Source organism: Streptomyces calidiresistens (assembly GCF_014141525.1).
Taxonomy (GTDB): Bacteria; Actinomycetota; Actinomycetes; order Streptomycetales; family Streptomycetaceae; genus Streptomyces; species Streptomyces calidiresistens.
Window position 1 is genome coordinate 1 of record NZ_VKHS01000770.1, and the last position, 2,534, is coordinate 2,534.

General features: G+C 74.6%; 3 protein-coding genes. 2 read left to right on the forward strand and 1 reads right to left on the reverse strand.

The genetic code is table 11. From position 1 onward, the window contains the following. Window positions 1–48: 48 nt before the first annotated feature. On the forward strand, window positions 49–999 hold the full coding sequence (locus FOE67_RS22525; RefSeq protein ID WP_438874283.1) for an ABC transporter ATP-binding protein: 951 nt from the start codon (window positions 49–51) through the stop codon (window positions 997–999). Continuing rightward, window positions 992–1,678 carry an ABC transporter ATP-binding protein gene (locus FOE67_RS22530; RefSeq protein ID WP_182666674.1) on the forward strand — a complete coding sequence of 229 codons (687 nt, stop codon included), beginning with the start codon at window positions 992–994 and terminating at the stop codon, window positions 1,676–1,678. Before FOE67_RS22525 ends, FOE67_RS22530 begins: the two co-directional genes overlap by 8 nt. Before the next feature lie 45 nt (window positions 1,679–1,723). Here FOE67_RS22530 and FOE67_RS22535 read toward each other — a convergent pair whose 3' ends face one another. Beyond that, window positions 1,724–2,497, reverse strand: coding sequence for a bestrophin-like domain (locus FOE67_RS22535; RefSeq protein ID WP_182666675.1), 774 nt, complete (start codon window positions 2,495–2,497; stop codon window positions 1,724–1,726). Window positions 2,498–2,534 lie beyond the last annotated feature (37 nt).

Sequence of the window (2,534 nt, forward strand, 5' to 3'; positions counted from 1 at the left end):
CCCGGGGCCCCGCCCGCCCCGGCCGGGGAACGACCGGGAACCACCCCGCTGCTCTCCGTGCGCGACCTGTCGGTGGACTTCCTGATGCGCGGCGGTCGGCGGGTCGCCGCCGTCGGCGGTGTCTCACTCGACCTGCGGGCCGGCGAGTGCCTGGCGCTGGTCGGCGAGAGCGGCTGCGGGAAGTCCGTGCTGGCCTCCGCGCTGTTGGGGCTGCTGCCCGGCAACGCGGAGGTCCGCGGCACCGCCCTCCTGGACGAGGTGGACCTGCTCTCCGCCGACGAACGCGTCCTCGCCCGCCGGGTGCGGGGTCGGCGTCTGGGTCTCATCCCGCAGAGCCCCGCCGCCCATCTGACCCCGGTGCGCACCGTCCGTTCCCAACTGGTGGAGACCGTGCGGGAGATCACCGGCACCCGGGGTGCGACCGCGCGGCGACGTGCCGAGGAGGTCGCCGCCCGTGCCGCCTTCCCCGGGGACCACCTCGACCGCTACCCGCACGAACTCTCCGGAGGGCTCGCCCAGCGGGCCGCCACCGCCCTTGCCCTGGTCGGTGACGCGCCGGTGCTGCTGGCCGACGAACCGACCACCGGGCTCGATCGAGACCTGGTGGAGCACACGGTGGACGAGTTGCGCCGGCACGCCGACCAGGGGCGTGGACTGCTGGTGATCACCCACGACCTGGCCGCCGCCGAGCGGATCGCCGACCGGATCGCCGTCATGTACGCCGGCCGGATCGTGGAGACCGGTCCGGCCCCCGGGTTCTTCGGCGATCCGGGCCCGGCCCACCCCTACGCGCGCGCTCTCCTGGCCGCGCTGCCGGAACGCGACTTCACCCCCATCCCCGGCATGCCCCCCGACCTGGACGCACTTCCCGCGGGCTGCGCCTTCGCCCCCCGTTGCGCCCGCGCCGACGACCGGTGCAGGCGCCTGCCCGAACTCCTCGACGGTGTGGCCTGCCACCACCCGTTGCTCCGACCCCCCGGGGAGGAACCCCGTGCTTGAACTCCGCGGTGTCACCGCCGGTTACGTGAGGGGCGCGCCGGTCGTGCGGGGTGCCTCCCTGCGCGTCGGGGACGGCGAGTCCGTCGGGCTCCAGGGCCCCAGCGGGTGCGGGAAATCCACTCTGGCCAGGGTGGCGGCCCTGCTGCACCGTCCGGAGGAGGGGGAGGTCCGGCTGGCGGGCGAGCCGGTCACCGCCTTCCGTCACCGGGCGCCGCGGGAACGCCGGACGCTGGTCGGCGTGGTGTTCCAGCAGCCCCGGATGGCCTCCGACCCGCGCCTGACGCTGCGGGCGATGATCGCCGAGCCGTTGCGGGCAGCCCGGCGGCCCCGGGCGGAGGTCGCCGCGCGCACCGACGAACTCGCGGCCGCGGTCGGCCTGGGCGGGGACCTGCTCTCCCGCCGGCCGCACGAGGTCAGCGACGGACAGTTGCAGCGGGCCTGTCTGGCCCGGGCCCTGGCGCCCCGCCCCCGGCTCCTGGTCTGCGACGAGATGACCGCCATGCTCGACGCCTCCACCACCGCCTCCCTGGTGGGGGTGGTGGAGCGCTACCGGGAGGAGAGCGGTGCGGCCCTGCTGGCCGTGGGCCACGACCGGGTGCTGCTGCGCCGCTGGTGCGAGCGGGTGGAGGAGTTCTCCGCGGTGGCGGAGCCGCTCGCACCGGACCCGCGGGACCCCTGACGCGCGGCCGGGCGGGCCGGGGGTCGGTGCCCGCCCGGCCGTCGCTCAGTCGCTCCCCGCGAGATGGGGGAAGAGCAACTCGAACGCCTCGGTGGAGTCGGTGAGTCCGCGCGCGAACGGCGAGTCGAAGTGCCAGATGAGATACAGCAGGAAGCCGATCAACGCGCTGAAGAGCGCCGAGAGCACCACCTCCCGCGCCGAACGCCGTACCCGGAACACGAAGATCAGACCCACCACCACCAGGCCCCCCACGAGCAGGCCCACCCACACCACGGCGGGCATGGTCGACTCGGCGCTCTGCGCCCGCGCGGTACGGGCCTCGGAGACCGCGGCGAGGTGATCCGTCATCGCGGCGCGCTCCTGGAGCGCGACCGGGTCCTCCGGCCGGTGGTCGCGGATCCCCTCCCGCAACCGTTCCAGCAGGATGTCGCCCCGCTCGGTCAACTCCTCCTCCTCGACCATGTGGGGCCACTCCACCTCCAGGGTGTGTCGCACGTAGGCGTCCACGTCCTCCCGCACCCGGTCCCGGACCGCGGCGGGGAGGGCCTCGGCCCGGACCCCCACCTCGTGCAGGGCCTGGGCCTCCTGCCGCACCCAGTCCTCGGCGGCGCTGCGTTCCTCCCAGACACCGGCGATCGCCAGACCGAGGACGATGGCGTACACCACACCGATCATCATGATCATGTAATCGATCACGGCGGGGGTCCCCACCTCCTCCTCCCCCTCCGCGCCGTAACGGCGACCTCGCCACCATCCGACCGACAGCACCAGACCGCAGGTGGCGACGACGGCGAGGGACAACACCAACCAGGGGGACAAGGGTTCTCCTCGGAGTGGGGACGGGATGGGGGTGCGG